At 67.8% G+C, this 15196-nt stretch carries 19 protein-coding genes and 2 tRNA genes; 7 read left to right on the forward strand and 14 right to left on the reverse strand.

Translation table 11 applies throughout. The annotated features are described in order from the left end of the window. Positions 1-182: 182 nt before the first annotated feature. Entirely contained in the window at positions 183-665 is a 483-nt protein-coding gene (locus ABLE91_RS15530) for a hypothetical protein (RefSeq protein ID WP_348932013.1), read from the reverse strand. Between the two features lie 16 nt (positions 666-681). Then, on the reverse strand, positions 682-1185 hold the full coding sequence (locus tag ABLE91_RS15535; RefSeq protein WP_348932014.1) for a thermonuclease family protein: 504 nt from the start codon (positions 1183-1185) through the stop codon (positions 682-684). Between the two features lie 132 nt (positions 1186-1317). Here ABLE91_RS15535 and ABLE91_RS15540 point away from each other — a divergent pair, with 132 nt between their 5' ends. Continuing rightward, positions 1318-1977, forward strand: a complete 660-nt coding sequence (locus tag ABLE91_RS15540) for a DUF1345 domain-containing protein (RefSeq protein WP_348932016.1) — start codon at positions 1318-1320, stop codon at positions 1975-1977. Between the two features lie 117 nt (positions 1978-2094). Continuing rightward, positions 2095-3804 (forward strand): serine hydrolase, encoded by a 1710-nt coding sequence (locus tag ABLE91_RS15545; RefSeq protein WP_348932017.1) that lies wholly within the window; start codon positions 2095-2097, stop codon positions 3802-3804. Here the strand turns inward: ABLE91_RS15545 and ABLE91_RS15550 are convergent. From ABLE91_RS15550 to ABLE91_RS15580, 7 genes are all read right to left on the reverse strand, one after another. Then, the gene (locus ABLE91_RS15550; protein ID WP_348932019.1) at positions 3801-4148 is read right to left on the reverse strand and encodes a RidA family protein; all 348 of its coding nucleotides are present in this window, start codon (positions 4146-4148) and stop codon (positions 3801-3803) included. The genes ABLE91_RS15545 and ABLE91_RS15550 overlap by 4 nt on opposite strands. A 127-nt stretch (positions 4149-4275) precedes the next feature. Continuing rightward, a complete protein-coding gene (locus ABLE91_RS15555; protein WP_348932021.1) occupies positions 4276-4404 on the reverse strand; it encodes a hypothetical protein in 129 nt (42 codons plus the stop codon). A 209-nt stretch (positions 4405-4613) separates the two neighbouring features. After that, a tRNA-Arg gene (locus ABLE91_RS15560) sits at positions 4614-4690 on the reverse strand. A 75-nt stretch (positions 4691-4765) separates the two neighbouring features. Next, a complete protein-coding gene (locus tag ABLE91_RS15565) occupies positions 4766-5071 on the reverse strand; it encodes an ETC complex I subunit (RefSeq protein ID WP_348932023.1) in 306 nt (101 codons plus the stop codon). Positions 5072-5211: 140 nt separating this feature from the next. After that, the gene (gene dksA / locus ABLE91_RS15570) at positions 5212-5628 is read right to left on the reverse strand and encodes an RNA polymerase-binding protein DksA (protein WP_348932025.1); all 417 of its coding nucleotides are present in this window, start codon (positions 5626-5628) and stop codon (positions 5212-5214) included. A gap of 215 nt (positions 5629-5843) precedes the next feature. Beyond that, positions 5844-6698, reverse strand: a complete 855-nt coding sequence (locus ABLE91_RS15575) for a MipA/OmpV family protein (RefSeq protein WP_348932027.1) — start codon at positions 6696-6698, stop codon at positions 5844-5846. A gap of 117 nt (positions 6699-6815) precedes the next feature. Further along, positions 6816-8117: an NAD(P)/FAD-dependent oxidoreductase gene (locus tag ABLE91_RS15580; protein ID WP_348932028.1), complete on the reverse strand. Its 1302-nt coding sequence runs from the start codon at positions 8115-8117 to the stop codon at positions 6816-6818. Positions 8118-8268: 151 nt separating this feature from the next. On the opposite strand from ABLE91_RS15580, the gene ABLE91_RS15585 reads away from it, so the two are divergent. Genes ABLE91_RS15585 through ABLE91_RS15595 form a run of 3 tightly spaced genes read left to right on the forward strand, consistent with a single transcriptional unit; the run spans position 8269 to position 11323 of the window. Then, positions 8269-8790 carry a SixA phosphatase family protein gene (locus tag ABLE91_RS15585; protein ID WP_348932029.1) on the forward strand — a complete coding sequence of 174 codons (522 nt, stop codon included), beginning with the start codon at positions 8269-8271 and terminating at the stop codon, positions 8788-8790. A gap of 4 nt (positions 8791-8794) precedes the next feature. Continuing rightward, positions 8795-10243: a YcjX family GTP-binding protein gene (locus ABLE91_RS15590; protein WP_348932031.1), complete on the forward strand. Its 1449-nt coding sequence runs from the start codon at positions 8795-8797 to the stop codon at positions 10241-10243. 9 nt (positions 10244-10252) lie between these two features. After that, a complete protein-coding gene (locus tag ABLE91_RS15595; protein WP_348932033.1) occupies positions 10253-11323 on the forward strand; it encodes a YcjF family protein in 1071 nt (356 codons plus the stop codon). Here ABLE91_RS15595 and ABLE91_RS15600 read toward each other — a convergent pair. Both ABLE91_RS15600 and ABLE91_RS15605 read right to left on the reverse strand, forming a co-directional pair. Continuing rightward, positions 11281-11871, reverse strand: a complete 591-nt coding sequence (locus ABLE91_RS15600) for a hypothetical protein (protein WP_348932035.1) — start codon at positions 11869-11871, stop codon at positions 11281-11283. The two genes, ABLE91_RS15595 and ABLE91_RS15600, sit on opposite strands and share 43 nt — an antisense overlap. 30 nt (positions 11872-11901) lie before the next feature. After that, positions 11902-12381: an SAM-dependent methyltransferase gene (locus ABLE91_RS15605; protein ID WP_348932036.1), complete on the reverse strand. Its 480-nt coding sequence runs from the start codon at positions 12379-12381 to the stop codon at positions 11902-11904. A gap of 70 nt (positions 12382-12451) precedes the next feature. Here ABLE91_RS15605 and mazG point away from each other — a divergent pair, with 70 nt between their 5' ends. Next, entirely contained in the window at positions 12452-13285 is an 834-nt protein-coding gene (gene mazG / locus ABLE91_RS15610) for a nucleoside triphosphate pyrophosphohydrolase (protein ID WP_348932038.1), read from the forward strand. A 3-nt stretch (positions 13286-13288) separates the two neighbouring features. Here the strand turns inward: mazG and ABLE91_RS15615 are convergent, their stop codons facing one another. Beyond that, the gene (locus tag ABLE91_RS15615; RefSeq protein ID WP_348932039.1) at positions 13289-14020 is read right to left on the reverse strand and encodes an SIMPL domain-containing protein; all 732 of its coding nucleotides are present in this window, start codon (positions 14018-14020) and stop codon (positions 13289-13291) included. Positions 14021-14173: 153 nt separating this feature from the next. Here ABLE91_RS15615 and ABLE91_RS15620 point away from each other — a divergent pair. Beyond that, positions 14174-14249 (forward strand) — tRNA-Ile (locus tag ABLE91_RS15620). A gap of 237 nt (positions 14250-14486) precedes the next feature. On the opposite strand, the gene ABLE91_RS15625 is transcribed toward ABLE91_RS15620, so the two are convergent. Beyond that, complete coding sequence (locus tag ABLE91_RS15625) at positions 14487-14798, reverse strand: hypothetical protein (RefSeq protein WP_348932040.1); 312 nt, start codon at positions 14796-14798, stop codon at positions 14487-14489. Then, the coding region (locus ABLE91_RS15630) for a hypothetical protein (RefSeq protein ID WP_348932041.1) at positions 14795-15196 on the reverse strand (402 nt) is incomplete at its 5' end. The genes ABLE91_RS15625 and ABLE91_RS15630, both read right to left, overlap by 4 nt.

A 15196-nucleotide genomic window follows, 5' to 3' on the forward strand; every position in this document is an offset into this window, starting at 1 on the left:
AGCGCGAAGAAGAAAAGGCCAAGGGCCAGGTAGAGAATGTCGAGCATGGTTTGAAACCTCTCATCGAGGCCTCAGCAGTTAGTCCCGACCCTCTAAAGGTGCGATATGGCCTTGGGGGAACCAGCATAAGGAATGCATAAAGATGCCCGCCGGACGCCTGCGGGACGCGGCCCTGAAGTGGCTTATCTGTTGATCTCCACCAGAAGGACCCAGGCCTCCGTCACCGCCTTGACGATGGAGAGGATCATCCCCGCCGCGAGCCAGTAGACGCCGGCAGCATCGCCCATGGCGAGCAGCACGCCGGCCACGAGATAGGGAAGCGCGGAGAGCTCAAACAGGACGAAATTGAGCAAATAGGCCTTGCGAAGAACCCTGGCCGCCTTGGTCAGCGAGATCTCGATGGCCGTGCCGACGGCGAGCATCAGGACGGCGAAGAACAGCACCTCGACCGCCAGCAGGCGAAGTCCCTGGTTCGGGACCAGGAAGATCAGCGAGAGGATCAACACGATCAGCAGAAGGATGAGGGCCAGCAGCGCCCGGTTGGGCAGGCCCGGCGAGGCCAGGATCTTCGGCAGGTTCAGCGAGACGCCCACGAACAGGAGGCCCAGCAGCGCGGACGAAGCGCCCACCTGAGCACTGAAGAAGTTTGCCCACGCCTCTTCCATGATGCCCGCCCGCGCCTCACGAACCCCTGCGCTTCGACCATTCCCACGGCGGGACGAAGTCGAAGGCCCAGAGACCGGCCCCGGCGGCCTTCGCCTGCGCCGCCTCGGCGGCATATTCATCGGAAAATCGCGGCAGCGCCCAGCCGGCCCGCACCAAGGCGGCGCCGATATCCTGGCCGTTCACGAAGCAGTGCGCCACTTCCCGCGTATAGGCGTCGATCCCGTGGGGGAAGCAGGTGACGGTGGCGATCCCCACGAACGTGTTCAGAAAGATCGAGGCGCGATCCCCGCACCGCCATGTGGCCTTGCCGTTCTTCTCCGTGCAGGTCTGGCTGCTCGGCGGCGCCTCCAGATTGGCGAGGCGGATGCTGTTGCCGCCGATCTCGATGGTGCCGCCGTCGATCACCGCGGCGCGGCCAACCATGGCAAGGTCCTGTCCCGGCACGCGGATCTGCTGCGCCATCGCCGCCGGCGCGAGGAGGCAGAGAACGAGTGCGGCAAGGGCGCGAAGGGCGGTCATGAGCGGACTTTCGCTGCGGAATGCCGCCATCAAAGCAAACCCCGCCGCCGCACGCCAGGGCCGGGGCGAGCGAACAAAAGCCGGCTCCGGTGGGTTTAGCTGGACGTCCGCTGCGAGCGAGGGGTTCAGCAGATGGAAGCGAACGCTCTTTCTTCCCGGCCGCGCGGCATCGGCAACGTCATCGCACCGCCGCGCTTCATCCTGTTCGCATGCGTGCTCTTGCCCGCCAGCGCCGCCGCAGTGTGGCTTTGGGGCTGGCGGCTGGGGCTGATGATCGGGTTCGACGTGGCGAGCCTCGTATTCCTCGCATCCTGCCATTCGCTGTTCGACGACAATCCCAACGACATGCGCGAGACCGCCACGCGGAACGATGCGAACCGCGCAGGGCTGCTGGCAATCACCGTCCTGGTCGTCCTAGTGATCCTTGCGGTGGTGGCCAACGTGCTGATGGACAAGGGGGAAGCCAGCTCGGCCATGATCGTGGTGATCGTCGTGACGCTGGTCGCCGCGTGGCTGTTCGCCAACACGGTTTACGCCATCCACTACGCGCACATGTACTACACGGCGGACGAGGAAAAGAGCGACACCGGCGGCCTCGTATTTCCGGAGACCAAAGAGCCGAACTACTGGGACTTCATCTATTTCGCCTTCTGTCTGGGCATGACCTTCCAGACCTCCGACGTCAACATAACGAGCACCCATTTCCGCGGCGTGGTGACGCTCCATTGCCTCGCCGCCTTCGTGTTCAACCTCGGCGTTCTCGCCTTCACCATCAACGTGTTGAGCGGCTGAGTGCCGGTGTCCTCTGCTGCCAAGGCTGCCCATCGGCGCTGCGCGTGCATGTCATTTAGCTGCTAAGCTAAAGCGCATCTCTTGTCGCCTCCTCCCCCGCAGCCGGAGCAATCCACCATGCCCGCACCTGTCCGCACGCCCTGGGCCTTGAGGCGCCTCGTGCTCACCATGCCGGTCATCGGGCTCTGCATGGCTCCGGGGCTTCGCTGCGCCCTTGCCGATACGTCCCCCGCCCAGGTCGTGGCGATGGCCGTTCCGCCCGAGCAGATCGACAAGGCGCTCGCCGAGCTCGACGACATTGCCGCGACCATCATGAAGCGCAGCGGGATCCCCGGCATGGCGGTCGCCGTCGTCAGGGACGGAAAGACGGTCTACGCGAAAGGCTTTGGTGTCCGGAAGGCGGGCGGAAACGAGCCCGTCGGTGCCGATACGGTGTTCCAGCTCGCGTCCTTGTCGAAATCCCTGGCGGGAACGGTGGTGGCCCAACAGGTGGGCGCCGGCGCCGTGCAATGGGATACGCCGCTCGTCAAGCACCTGCCCTGGTTCCAGTTGAAGGACCCCTGGGTCTCGACCCATGTGACTGTGGCCGACATGTTCAGCCATCGCTCGGGCCTGCCGGACCATGCGGGCGATCATTTGGAGGATTTCGGCTTTGACCGCCGCGCCATCCTGGAGCGCCTGCGCCTCCTGCCCCTGAGCAGCTTCCGGGACACCTATGACTATACGAATTTCGGTCTGACGGCGGGCGCGGAAGCCGTCGCCGTCGCCTCCGGAAAGGATTGGGCGACGCTTTCCGAGGATGCCCTCTACCGGCCGCTCGGCATGGCATCCACCAGCTCCCGCTTTTCGGATTTCATGAAGCAGGCGAACCGCGCCACGCCGCACGTGAAGATCGACGGGGCCTATGTGGCGAAGTTCCAGCGCGAGCCGGACGCCCAGTCGCCGGCCGGGGGCGCAAGCTCCTCCGTCAACGACCTCGCCCGCTGGATGACCCTGGTGCTCCAGAACGGCACGTTCGAGGGCCGCGAGATCATTCCCGCCGCGGCCCTGCTGCCCGCCGTGCGGGCGGAGGTGATTTCCTCGCATTCAGCCACGGCAGATACGCGACCTGGCTTCTATGGATACGGAATAGGGGTCGGCATCACCTCCACGGGGCGGGTCATGCTCAGCCATTCCGGCGCCTTCACCCTCGGCGCGGGCACCCATTACCGGATGCTGCCCGCACTCGGTCTCGGCATTGCGGTGCTGACCAACGCAATGCCCGTGGGCGCCGCCGAGGCCGTGGGCGCCGACTTCTTTGACCGCGTCGAACTCGGACGATCCTCGCGCGATTGGTTTGATGCTTATGGGGCCGTCATGGCCGGGCTGATGACCCCCAGCGGCGAGCTCTCCGGGAAAACGCCGCCCAAGGACCCCAAGCCCGCCGCCGCCCTCTCCACCTATGCCGGCACTTATGCCAACGATTATTTCGGTCCGCTCGACATCTCGGTGAAGGATGGCCGCCTGGAGCTGACCGTGGGCCCGGCGAAGGTGCACCAGACCCTTTCCCACTGGGACGGGAATGTGTTCGCTTTCTCCCCCTTCGGCGAGAACGAAGCGAGCGGCTCCCGCACCGCGGTGACGTTCAAGCAGAACGGCGCGGCGCCCGTGGAAGAGGTGAGCATCGACTATTTGAACGGAGAGGGGATGGGGCGCTTCGTACGGAAACAGGAGCGCCCCGATCGGCGGAGAGCTTCCGCCGCAGCGACCTCACCATACCAAAACCTCGACGGGAGAGAGGCTCGCCCGCGCGAGGTCCTGGTGCATGGCGGTCTCGGCGCGCTCTAGCCGGCCTTGGCGGCGACGATGATGATCTCGACCTTGAACTTGGGCGCAGCCAGCTTGCCCTCACTGGTGGCGCGCGCCGGGGGATTCTCCTTGTCCACCCAGGCGTCCCACACGCTGTTCATCTCAGCAAAATCATTGATGTCCGCGAGCCAGATGGTGGCGGAGAGAATGTTCGCCTTGCTGCTTCCGGCACGCTGGAGCAGATCGTCGATGGAGGCGAGAACGCCACGGGTCTGCGTCGCCACGTCCGGGCCGTCAGCCACCTGGCCGGCGAGATACACGGTGTTGCCGTGAATGACGGCCTCGCTCATGCGGGGGCCTTTATCGAGGCGGACAATAGTCATCTTCGTTTCCTGCTGAAGGCCCGCGAAGGCGCTGCGGGCGAAACTGGAAGGACGCGGCGCGTGCCGCGCTGGCGCATATAGCACCGGCCATTGGAGATGGCAGCCATATCCCGCGGCGGCGCGGCCTTCACTTCTTCCGCAGTTCCCGTGCCCTGCGCGCCTTCTCCTGCGCGATGTCCGCCCGCTCCGCCTCGGCCTTTTCCCTGGCCTCCCGGAGGGCCTTCAGGCGCGCCGTCTTCGCTTGAACTGCGTCCACCTCTGGAATGGTGGAAGAGGCCGCTGGCCGGCTAAACGCCGCCTCGGCCCGGGCCTTCAGATCCTGTGGGTTGTTCGCCAGCTTCCCCTCCACGAATCATCTCGAGCGATGGCATTGCGATGGTCACCGGGGTGCGCGCGCCCCACCCGCGCCTAGCCGGCTCATCAACAAGTTTCGCGACATTATTATCGCTAGATCATTGATATTGCTGGCGACCCCGGCAGGGCTCGAACCTGCGACCTGCCGCTTAGAAGGCGGCTGCTCTATCCAGCTGAGCTACGGGGCCGATGCACCGCTTTTACCCCACCCACGGGGCGGGATCAAAACGCCGAAAGCCCGCAACCCACAGCACGGAACGGGCTCAGTGGGTCCACTGCCCGGCGCGGCGATAGGTGAAATTGTCGGAATAGGCCATGCGGCGGCGGACCGGCTCGTGAGGCTCGAACACCTGGTAGGCGATGTTATGCCGCTCGGCATAGGCGATCGCCTCGTCCTTGGTCTCGAAATGCAGCTTCACCTGGCTGCGCATGTCGCCGGAAGAGGTATAGCCCATCAGCGGCTCCACGGAGCGCGGCTGCTCGGGCTCGTATTCCAGCACCCAAAGCTTGGTCTTGGCGACGCCGGACTGCATCGCATTGCGCGCCGGCCTGAAGATGCGTGCCACCATCGCTCGACCCATCCCCGCTCGCGCGCCGGACCGCTCGTCCGGCGCCATCAAAATTCGAACTTCAATCGTTCTAGCTTAGCGCCCACGCAACTGGCAACGCGGCGGATGCCGCAGGGGCCGGGCCGCGTGGGCGATTTGCGTCAATCGTCGCGATAGACCCGCTCGCGCCGCTCGTGGCGCTCCTGGGCCTCCACGGAGAGGGTCGCGATGGGGCGAGCCTCCAGCCGCTTCAGGGAGATTGGCTCTCCCGTATCCTCGCAATAGCCGTAGCTGCCATCCTCGATGCGCTGAAGGGCGGCATCGATCTTGGCGATGAGCTTGCGCTGGCGATCGCGGGCCCGCAGCTCGATGGAGCGGTCGGTCTCCGAGGAGGCGCGATCCGCAAGATCCGGGTGGTTCTGGTTCTCGTCTTGAAGGTGCTGCAGGGTCTCGCGAGCCTCCTTCAGGATGTCGTCCTTCCAGTTCAACAGCTTCACGCGGAAATACTCCCGCTGCCTGTCGTTCATGAAGGCCTCGTCCTCGCGGGGGCGGTAGTCCTCGTCGATTTGGATCGACATCAGCAATGTCCTCGATACGCCGTCGCTGATCCCGTCAGGTCGCCGCGCTTATAGCCATCCCCTCGCCCGTCGACAACAGGGCTCCGGCCACGAAGCGGCCGCGCGGCGATACAATGGGCGGATTGCACGCAAAATATGCGGGAGCTGAACCGATTGGCGGCAGAGAATGGGCGCCGGACGTGGTCACGCGGCGGTGAATTCCCCGCCGCGCGGCATCACCACCACGCCTTGCCGAGGTTGAACGAATAGCTCAGCGACATGCCGGCCTCGAACTGATTCTCGTTGGTGGTCAGCGGCGAGCTGCCGGCATCGCCCACGAGGCGGCTGTAGGTGCCGTACATGCCCCACATGAAGCCGTTGCCCAGGTTACGGGTCATTTGGGCGGTGACGCCCCAGGATTCGATGCCGCCGCCCGGCTGGTAGACCGGCAGCGGATTGATGAAATAGGACGAGACCGCCGACTGGGTGGGCGAGATGCCGTAGAAGGCATCCATATAGCCCGAGCCGGAGAAGGAGACGCGCGGGCCGAGCGCGAAGCGCCACGGGCCGTAGGGGGCGATGAAGTCCGCGCCCGCATCGCCGACCCAGCCGCTGAAGCCGCCGACGCCGTATCTCATCTCGCCCCGCATGCGGAACCAGGAAACCGGAAACCATTGCAGGAAGCCGCCGATTTCTATGGTCGGATCCACATTGCCGAGGCCGACGAGCTTGGAGGCGTCGTCCTCCTCCCGACCCCAGTTCAGGCTCCAGGCGAGGCCGCCGGAGAAAAACCCATTGTCGAACAGGCCGATGGAGGAGCTGTCGTCCACGCTCTGGAAATCGTACAGCTCGCGCCCTTTGCTGAGGCTGATCACCGGAAAGGGCATGCCCCGGTATTCATTGCTGCCGGGATAGGAGGGCTCGACCCGGACGCCGAGGCCCAGGGTCAGATACCAATTGTCTTCCACGAAGATGAAATCGGGCGCCTTGAAGCCGGGGAAAAGGTTGTTTTCCTGGGCGAAAGCCGGGCACGCGGCGGTAAGCGCCAACACGGTGCCGGCGCAAAGCCGCATCAGTATCCGACCACCCATCACAATACGCCCCAGCCGCAATCAGCCTGCATCCTAGCGCGTCTGCCTTTAAACTTGGTTGCACGGAAGCCACAATTGCCGCCGGATCGCCACAGTGCCGACGCAGCGGCAGCTGCCTTATGTTTCCGCGGTCCGGCCTGCAGGCTCAGCCGGCAAAATGGCTTCCGCCCGCGCTTCCCGCTCCGCCGTGCTCCGGTCGGAGGAATCCATGAGCCGGCCGGCCCAATAGGCGGCGCGGCCGGCAAGGCGGCCCGCAAAACCCCAGGCGAATGAAGGGCCGAAGGGCGCGAAGGCCTCGATGCGGTCGTCCCGCTCGATGATGGCATCGCCGATGAGGTCGGCCGCGAGGCTGGCATTGGCGAGCGGCTCGGCGCCGAGCGCGATGCCGTACCAGACACCGGGCCGGAACGCGCCGATGAGCGGCAGGCCATGGCGTGACGTGCGGACGCGAAATCCACGGGCATGCCCGGCCACGGCGTGCCGCAGCTTGGGATAAAAGCGGGCGGCGTGCCGGCGCAGGGCGCAAGCCGCCGCCACTTCCCCCCGCACGAGCGAGGCGGTGGGCGCGGTGAAGGCAAGGGTGGTGCCGTCCCAGGCGAACCGGACGCCCCGTGCGCCCCCCTCCACCACCGTTTCAGACGGCATGGCCCGCCCCCCGCCGAGAGAGAAAGAGCCCGACACGAAACAGGCTTCTCCGAGGGCGCGGGCAATCCAGGGCGCGGCCGTTCCGAGGCCGCGGTCGGTGGAGAACACCACATGCTCCGCCCGCACGCGATGCGTCGCCGTGTGGAGATATTTGCGCACCCCGTCGAGATCGGTATCCACGAGGGGCGCATGCTCGAAGATGCGGACCCCCGCGGCGCGTGCGGCGGAGGTCAGGACGAGGGGGAGGTCCTCGGCGTCGTATGTACTGGGCTCGGCATCATAGAGCCCGCCGGCGAAGGATTCGATGCCAAGGGCATCCGACATGTCGGCCGGGCTGAGGCGGACGAGTTCGTGGAGGCCGAGCACGTCCCGGGCGGCGGCTTCCTCAAGCACATCCGGCTTTCCCAAAGGCCCCGGCAGCTGGAGGAGGCCCGTCGCCCGCGCCTCCATGCCGAGCACGTCCAGCAGCCGGGTGGCGCTGCGGGCCGCGCCCGCGGAGAGATCATAAAGGCGCCGCACCGAGGCGCGGTCACTGCGGGCGCAGAGCCGGACCGCGGAGAGGCCGAGCCCCGGCCGCACCAGCCCGCTGCCCCGGTAAGGCTCGATCCCGCCCGCATCCAGCAGCACGACGCTGCGGCCGCGCAGGGCCAGAGACACAGCCGCCCACAGCCCCGCCAGCGTGGCGCCCACCACGCAGACGTCGCAATCGAGATCCTCCTGCGGGCCACGCCGGCTGCCGCCCGGAGGTACGGATTGTCCCTTGCTGAAGCTCATGGCGCCTCTTGTCGCAGGCTTCTTCATTGGCAGAAGCTTCGTCTTTGCGCCAGAAGCGAAAATGAAGCGGCCACACGGGATTCGGCCTTCGCTTCCCTCAGGCGGCCCCGCCCTCTAAAATGTGAGTCGCTCTCATGTCACCGATGGTGTGATGCGCCGCCTCATCCTGCTCCGCCACGCGAAGTCCGACTGGCCCGAGGGCATCGCCGATCCCGAGCGGCCCCTGGCCCCCCGCGGGCGCCAGGCGGCACCGCGCATCGGCCGGTATCTGGCCGCGGAAGGCCTCATCCCCGGCCGCATTCTCGTTTCCCCCGCCCGGCGCACCCGCGAGACCTGGGAGCTGGTCTCGGCCCAGATGCCGGGCGTGCCCGCCGGCATGAGCGAGCCACGCATCTATGAGGCGGGCGCGACCCGCCTCCTCGCCGTGCTGCGGGACCAGCCGGCCGAGATCCATACGCTCATGCTCGTGGGTCACAATCCCGGCCTGGAAGACCTGGCCGAGACCCTGGTGCAGCACGGCTCCTCCGCCGCGCGCGACGCCATGGACGAGAAATTCCCCACCGGCGCCGTGGCGGTGATCGACCTGCCGGTGGACGACTGGTCCGCCATCGCCCCCGAGAGCGGGCGGCTCGACCGTTTCGTGACGCCGCGCACGCTCGCGGACGAAACCTAAAGCCATGTCCACCACCACGCGCCTGCTGGACGAGGCGCGGATCGGCCTGCGCGCCGTTGCCGACCGCTTCGAAGACCTTGCGCACCCGACCCTGCGCCTCGGCGTGACGGGCCTCGCCCGCTCCGGCAAGACCGTCTTCACCACCGCATTGGTCCAGGCCCTGACGCAGGGCGGGCGAATGCCGGTGTTCGAGCCGCTGAATTCGGGGCGCATCGGGTCCGCGACCCTGGAGCCGCAGCCCGATGACGCGGTGCCCCGCTTCCCCTTCGAGGACCATTTCCGCACTCTCGCGGAGGCGCGGGAATGGCCGGCCTCCACCTCGCGCGTGAGCGAGCTGCGCCTCGGCATGCGCTACGCGCCGAAGCGCGGCGGCATGCGCTCGCTCACCCTCGACCTCGTGGACTATCCCGGCGAATGGCTGCTGGACCTGCCGCTCTTGGAGATGAGCTACGCCGATTTCAGCCGCGAAAGCCTCACCCTGGCCCGCGCCCCGGCACGGGCGGCGGAGGCGGCGCAGATGCTGGAGGGGCTCGCGGGCGTCGACCCGCTTGCGCCCGCCGATGAGACCATCGCGCGCGGCCTTGCGGCGCGGTTCAAGGATTATCTCGCCGCCTGCCGCAGCGAGCGGGTGGCCATGAGCCTCCTGCCTCCGGGTCGCTTCCTCCTGCCCGGCGACCTGGACGGCTCCCCCGCCCTCACCTTCGCCCCCCTCGACCCGGGCACGGAGCCTGCGCCCTCCGGCTCGCTCGGCGCCATGATGGAGCGGCGGTTCGAATCCTATAAGAGCGCCGTGGTCCGCCCCTTCTTCCGCGAGCACTTCGCCCGGCTCGACCGGCAGATCGTGCTGGTGGATGTGCTGGCCGCCCTCAATGCGGGGCCGGACGCCTTGGCCGACCTGGAGCGGGCGCTCGATTCCATCCTCCTCGCCTTCCGGGTGGGGCGGAACAGCCTCCTCTCCTCGCTCTGGCGCCCGCGCATCGAGAAGGTGCTGTTCGCCGCCACCAAGGCCGACCATCTGCACCGCACCAGCCACGACCGGCTGGAAGCGATCCTGCGGCGCCTCGTTGAGCGGGCCCATGCCCGCGCCCGCCAGAGCGGCGCGCATATCGATGTGGCGGCCCTCGCCGCCGTGCGCGCCACGCGCGAGGCGGAGGTGACGCGGGACGGAAAGCGCCTCGCCGCCATCGTCGGCACGCCGGAAAAGGGCCAGCAGGCCGGAAAGCACGTGTTCGACGGCATAGAGGAAGTGGCGCTGTTCCCCGGCGAGTTGCCCTCCTCCCCCGACGTGCTGTTCGAGACGGGCGCGGCGGGCTTCCGCGGCCTTTCCAGCGGGGATGCGGATTTCCGCTTCCTGCGCTTCCGGCCGCCTGCGGGCATTGGCACGGATGCCCCCCTGCCCCATATCCGCCTGGACCGGGCGCTTCAGTTCCTGCTGGCCGACCGGCTCGGTTAAGGAGGCGAGATGGCGAAAGCCACCAAGACGCGCACAGCCCCCATGGACACCTCGCGCCCGCAGGTGTTCCGCCTGGACGAGGCCGGCATCACCTTCACCGAGGCGGAACCTGAGAAGGAAGCGCCGGACGCGCTTGGCGGCACCGTCCCCGTACCGGTGGAGCCTGCGCCGCCGCGCCGGGGGATCGGGCTCGGCGCGGTGTTCTGGTCCGCCTTGGGCGGGCTTGTGAGCCTCGGTGTCGGCCTTGCGGTCTCCAAGCTGGTGGAGGATTTGTTCGCGCGGGCGGAATGGCTCGGCTATCTCGGCCTTGCCTTGGCCGGCCTCTTCGCCGTCGCCGGGCTGGCCATTGCCGGGCGGGAAATCCTCGCTTTGGCACGCCTCTCCAGCCTCGATGCCATCCGAACCCGCGCCATGGCCGCGCTCGAGGCGGACGACCGGCCGGAAGCCGAAGGCGTCGCGCGGGACCTTCTCCGCCTCGCCGCGGGCACGCCGACCCTGGCACGGGCGCGGACCGAGCTCTCCTCCCATCTCGGCGCCATCATCGACGGCGCGGACCTCATCCGCCTCACCGAGCGCACCCTGATGGCGCCGCTGGACGCCAAGGCGCGCCAGATGGTGTCGGATGCCGCAAAGCGTGTCTCAGTGGTGACGGCGGTGTCGCCCCGGGCGGCGGTGGATCTGCTGTTCGTGTTCTACACGGCCCTCAATCTCATGAGACGCCTGTCTCAATTATATGGCGGCCGGCCCGGCGCGCTGGGCACCGTGCGGCTGATCCGGCATGTGGTGAGCCATCTCGCTGTCACCGGCGGCATGGCGGCGGGCGACAGCATCGTCCAGCAGCTGGTGGGCCACGGCATCGCCGCCCGGCTTTCCGCCCGGCTGGGCGAGGGCGTAGTGAACGGCCTCCTCACCGCTCGCCTCGGCCTCGCCGCCATTGCCGTGACGCGGCCTTTGCCCTTCGCCGCTTTGCCGGCGCCGCGCATCACCGATGTGGCGACGGGCCTGGTGCGCTCGGCGGAGAATGAGGAAACCGGGCTTCAGCCGGGGATCAAGCGCGTGGGCAAGTCGTTCGGCGAATAAGGCGCCGGCTTGTTGCGCCACAGCGTCTCCGCCAGCGGCCAGCCGAGCAGCGGAGTGAGCACCGCCATGAGCGCCGCCACCGGCCATTGCCCGCTGAGGACCGCGCTCGCCAACACCGCGAGGAGCCCGCACGCGGTGATCGCGCCGAGCACGCTCATCAGCCCCCACCGCCAGGACGGCAGGCCGCCGTCGAAGCGGATGGAAGCCGCGGGCGGCAGGGCGCCATGGACCGCGCGCACGAACGCCGCATAGGCCCGGCGATTGTCCTCGATGCCGGTGACGGATGTGCGCGAGAGCGAGCCGATCTTCAGATCCTCGCCGCCCCGCCCCTTCAGCCGCATCTCGTAATTGGGTGAAGCAAGCTGCCCCGGATGGTAGGAGAGGCGCACGGAGGCCACATCCGCCAGCGCCAGACGGCCGGAGCGCGGGCCGACCGTCCAGTCGAGCACCCCGTCATGCAGGCGGAAGCGCGAGCCGGGACCCATCATCTTCGGGCGCGCGGCATAGACGAGGCCGTCCGCTTCGGTCGATGCTTCGATTTCGCTCATGCCATGGGTCCGCAAACGAGGAGGCTGCCCTTAAGGCACCTCCGGCGCGAAAGCGCAATATTCCGGCTTCAGATCCAGCAGCGGCGTGCCATCCACGCAGTCAAGGCCGCGCACCGACACCACCAGCCCCTCCACCCCCACCAGTTCCACCACGGAGGAGGCGATGGGGTTCGGCCGCACGGGCGAGCGGATGGAGAAGGTGCCGCGGGTGGCCCCGTCCCGCTTCGGGCTCTGGAGCACGAGATCGCGACGCGCCCGGTCCATCCAATAGAGCACCTGGAGGCGCGGCGCGTCCGAAACGCCTTCCAGCGCCTGCGCCCAGCGCGGATCAATCTCCAGCCGGCAAACTGGCCCGTCGGGCGCGCCCCGGCGCGGGCAATCCTCCCGCCGCGCCCAGGGCGTGCGGATGCGGCCGATGAAATAGAGGCCCGCATCGTAGCCGCCCGGCAGGTCCACGCCCACCTCGCCCGGCCGAAGATCGGTCATATCCGGCACCGCCACCGCACGCATGCTTTGCACTCCGCCATGCACCCATCATAGAGGAAAGGAGCGGACGCCGCCCCCACGACCGGAGATTCCCATGCAGCCCTCCCGCGACATCGCGCGCCTCCTCCACATCATGGCCGCGCTGCGCACGCCGAACACCGGCTGCCCCTGGGACCTGGAGCAGGATTTCTCCACCATCGCGCCCTACACCATCGAGGAAGCCTATGAGGTGGCCGACGCCATCGCGCGCGGCGACATGGGTGACCTCACCGAGGAACTGGGCGACCTCCTCCTCCAGGTGGTGTTCCACGCCCGCATGGGCGAGGAGGCGGGCCTCTTCGATTTCGGCGACGTGGTGGAGGCCATCACCGGAAAGCTGATCCGCCGCCACCCCCATGTGTTCGGCGACACCCGGGACCTCGCCCCCGATGCGGTGAAGGCGCTCTGGGGAGAGATCAAGGCGCAGGAGAAGGCCGAGCGCGCGCAGCGCCGCACCGAGGCCGGGCTGCCGCCGGACGGGAATGGCCGCGTGCTGGACGGCGTGCCCGTCCCCCTGCCCGCCCTCACCCGCGCCCTCAAGCTCCAGGAGAAGGCCGGCAAGGTGGGCTTCGACTGGCGTGATGCCCGCCAGGTGCTCGCCAAGATCCGCGAGGAGACCGAGGAGGTGGGAGAAGCCCTGGACGAAGGCGGCACGGAGGCCATCAAGGACGAGATCGGCGACCTTCTCTTCGCGGTGGTGAACCTTGCCCGCCATGCAGGCGTCGACCCCGAGGCGGCGCTCAGGGGGACCAACGACAAGTTCACCCGCCGCTTCGCTTATGTGGAGGACCGCCTCGCCGCCGCCGCGCGCAAGCCGGCAGACGCCAGCCTGGACGAGATGGAGGCCCTGTGGGTCGAGGCGAAGGGCCTGGAGCGCGGCGCCGGCTGAGGCTCAGAGCGGCTCCACGTCATAGACGAGGCTGATGCGCGCCGAGGCGGAGAGTTCGCCCGCCTCCATGGGCACAGCGCGGGCATCCGCCTTCATCATCATGGGCGCGGGCGAGACGATGCCGCCGCGCTCCGCCGGAGCGATGCGGCGCAGCCGGACGAGGCGCATGCCCGCCGCCTCGGCCAGGACCTTCGCCTGCGCCATGCCGTCCTGCAAGGCGGCGACGCGCGCCTTCTCCTCCAGCGCACCGCTGTCGGCAACGCCGAAACGCAGCCCGCCCGCCTGGTTGGCCCCCGCCTGCACCATGCGGTCCAGCAGCGCGCCGAGCCGGGCGAGGTCGCGCACCTTCACCGTCACCGTGTTGCGCACCTCGTAGCCCGTCACGCGCGGTGCCTCGCGGGAGTTCTGCGGCGGCTGGGAATATTGCGGCTGGATGGAAAAGCCCGAGGTGGCGATGTCCCTGGCCTCGATCCCCGTCTCCTTGATGGCCGCGATGAGGTCCGCCATGGATTTGGAATTGGCGGCCAGCGCCTCCTCCGCCGTCTTGGCCGCCGCGACGACGCCTGTGGAAAACGTCGCCATATCCGGCACGGCGCTCGCCTCGCCTGCGCCAACGACACTGAGCGTCGTGCGCCCCGCCTCCTGGGCACGGGCCGGCGCGGCTGCGGAAAGCGCCAGCGACAGGGACATCAGGAGCACGGCAGCGGCCTGCTGGTGCAGCCTTCGGACAATCATGGAGGTCTCCGCTCGGACGGGATGGGGCCGCCACACCACCCCGCGAACGCGGCGCCAATGGGGCGCAATGACGACGCGCGGTTGTTCCCCGCCTCCGGAATTGCTAGAGCGCCATATGGCCGGCGCCCGCATCGCGTCGCCGCGCCGGAGGTGGGGCCTGTAGCTCAATGGTTAGAGCCGGCCGCTCATAACGGTCTGGTTGCAGGTTCGAGTCCTGCCGGGCCCACCAATCTTTTCAATGAGTTATCCGGCACCACCTTGGTACAAACCACCAAAATAACCACCAATACGACCTTTTTGGTGGCTCCCCGCCTTCCGCTTTCTGCCTTTGCAATTGCGCCCCGCTGAGATTGTGCCCAGCGGGGCGCATGGCAGTGCCAGCAGTCGTGTTTCGGGGGGCTGGCGCCAATCCGATGCTATCCGCGCTTAGCTTGTGCAAAGCATGCGCCCACAAATCGGGCTGCGGTCAGCCGCCCAGCCCCATCGCCGCGAGATATCGGTCCTTGAAGCCCGACATCATGCGGAGGGTGTGCGAGCCGGCGAACAGCAGGCGATCCACCTCCTGCCGCCCGAGATGGTAGACATCGCGCTGCCCGCCGCTGAGCTCTCGGTGAGAGGTCACATCGCAGAAGGCGTGTTCCGCGAGGGCGACCGCGATTCCAGCCATGTTCACGAGGTCGTAGAGCTCGGTCTCGAAGCCTTCCAGGGCTTCAAGGCGGCGGGCGCGCTCCTCGAGGCTATCGCGGCCGGCGGACGGGGGCTCGGTGACGCAGGTCATGCCGAGCCCTTTCCCGAACAGCGGAAGCGCCCCTCGATGAAGGGATGGGTGAACATGGTCGGCGTAACGGAGACGCATTCTTCGACGAAGCGGCCAAACGTGGCCGTCACGTCCTTTTTCCAATAGACCGCATACAGCGCCCCATCTGCTTCTGCTCGGTCGTTGCGCACCATCCCGGCCGGCTTAGGCGCATAAGGCGACTGCCGCACCACCTCGTCGATCACCGCCGCGGAAAGCCCGAACATCTTTCCGATCCGCGCGCGAAGGTGGGTGGCCTGCTGCCGGTTTCGTGGACACCGAGATAAGGTGTTCAACGGGACTGGAGAGCTGGAATGCAACGACGGAGGTTCAGCCGCGAGTTCAAGCTTGAGGCTGTAAGATTGGTGAAGGACCGGGGC

This window comes from Aquabacter albus, assembly GCF_040049275.1.
GTDB lineage: Bacteria > Pseudomonadota > Alphaproteobacteria > Rhizobiales > Xanthobacteraceae > Aquabacter.

Excerpts from the sequence above, each read along its gene's own strand:
- ABLE91_RS15580 (WP_348932028.1), bottom strand. The coding sequence starts at position 8,117 with ATGAGCTTCAGCAAGGGACAATCCGTACCTCCGGGCGGCAGCCGGCGT.
- dksA (WP_348932025.1), bottom strand. The coding sequence starts at position 5,628 with ATGTCGATCCAAATCGACGAGGACTACCGCCCCCGCGAGGACGAGGCC.
- ABLE91_RS15595 (WP_348932033.1), top strand. The coding sequence starts at position 10,253 with ATGGCGAAAGCCACCAAGACGCGCACAGCCCCCATGGACACCTCGCGC.
- ABLE91_RS15605 (WP_348932036.1), bottom strand. The coding sequence starts at position 12,381 with ATGCGTGCGGTGGCGGTGCCGGATATGACCGATCTTCGGCCGGGCGAG.
- ABLE91_RS15540 (WP_348932016.1), top strand. The coding sequence starts at position 1,318 with ATGGAAGCGAACGCTCTTTCTTCCCGGCCGCGCGGCATCGGCAACGTC.
- ABLE91_RS15535 (WP_348932014.1), bottom strand. The coding sequence starts at position 1,185 with ATGACCGCCCTTCGCGCCCTTGCCGCACTCGTTCTCTGCCTCCTCGCG.
- ABLE91_RS15625 (WP_348932040.1), bottom strand. The coding sequence starts at position 14,798 with ATGACCTGCGTCACCGAGCCCCCGTCCGCCGGCCGCGATAGCCTCGAG.
- ABLE91_RS15550 (WP_348932019.1), bottom strand. The coding sequence starts at position 4,148 with ATGACTATTGTCCGCCTCGATAAAGGCCCCCGCATGAGCGAGGCCGTC.
- ABLE91_RS15545 (WP_348932017.1), top strand. The coding sequence starts at position 2,095 with ATGCCCGCACCTGTCCGCACGCCCTGGGCCTTGAGGCGCCTCGTGCTC.
- ABLE91_RS15600 (WP_348932035.1), bottom strand. The coding sequence starts at position 11,871 with ATGAGCGAAATCGAAGCATCGACCGAAGCGGACGGCCTCGTCTATGCC.
- mazG (WP_348932038.1), top strand. The coding sequence starts at position 12,452 with ATGCAGCCCTCCCGCGACATCGCGCGCCTCCTCCACATCATGGCCGCG.
- ABLE91_RS15590 (WP_348932031.1), top strand. The coding sequence starts at position 8,795 with ATGTCCACCACCACGCGCCTGCTGGACGAGGCGCGGATCGGCCTGCGC.
- ABLE91_RS15565 (WP_348932023.1), bottom strand. The coding sequence starts at position 5,071 with ATGGTGGCACGCATCTTCAGGCCGGCGCGCAATGCGATGCAGTCCGGC.
- ABLE91_RS15575 (WP_348932027.1), bottom strand. The coding sequence starts at position 6,698 with ATGGGTGGTCGGATACTGATGCGGCTTTGCGCCGGCACCGTGTTGGCG.
- ABLE91_RS15585 (WP_348932029.1), top strand. The coding sequence starts at position 8,269 with ATGCGCCGCCTCATCCTGCTCCGCCACGCGAAGTCCGACTGGCCCGAG.
- ABLE91_RS15530 (WP_348932013.1), bottom strand. The coding sequence starts at position 665 with ATGGAAGAGGCGTGGGCAAACTTCTTCAGTGCTCAGGTGGGCGCTTCG.
- ABLE91_RS15615 (WP_348932039.1), bottom strand. The coding sequence starts at position 14,020 with ATGATTGTCCGAAGGCTGCACCAGCAGGCCGCTGCCGTGCTCCTGATG.